Genomic DNA, 361 nt, shown 5'->3' with positions numbered 1-361 from the left:
GCGGCTTCGGGGATCATCGGCAGGTAGATCACCACCCGGTCGCCTTTGCGCACGCCCAGCGTCTCAAGGATGTTGGCCATCTTGCAGACGCTGCGATGCAGGTCGCGGTAGGTGATGTGCTTGGCATCCTCGTTGGGATCGTCGGGCTCAAAAATGATCGCGGTCTGGTCGCCGCGGGTCTCCAGATGCCGGTCGACACAGTTCGCCGCCACGTTCAGCGTGCCGTCGGCGTACCAGTTGATCTTGACCTGACCGAGGGTGAAATTGACATCCTTGATCTGGCTCGGCGCCTTGATCCAGTCCACCCGCTGCGCTTGCTCGGCCCAGAACCCCTCGTTGTCAGACACCGACCGCGCATACA

At 62.0% G+C, this 361-nt stretch carries 1 protein-coding gene; it reads right to left on the bottom strand.

The features are described from left to right. The coding region (locus MWU54_RS18880; RefSeq protein ID WP_247086769.1) for an acetyl-coenzyme A synthetase N-terminal domain-containing protein at positions 1-361 on the bottom strand (361 nt) is incomplete at both ends.

It is taken from the genome of Marivita sp. S6314 (assembly GCF_023015985.1).
GTDB lineage: Bacteria > Pseudomonadota > Alphaproteobacteria > Rhodobacterales > Rhodobacteraceae > Marivita.
The sequence above is the reverse complement of the archived record's forward strand: the minus strand, read 5'-3'. Positions and strand labels throughout refer to the sequence as shown.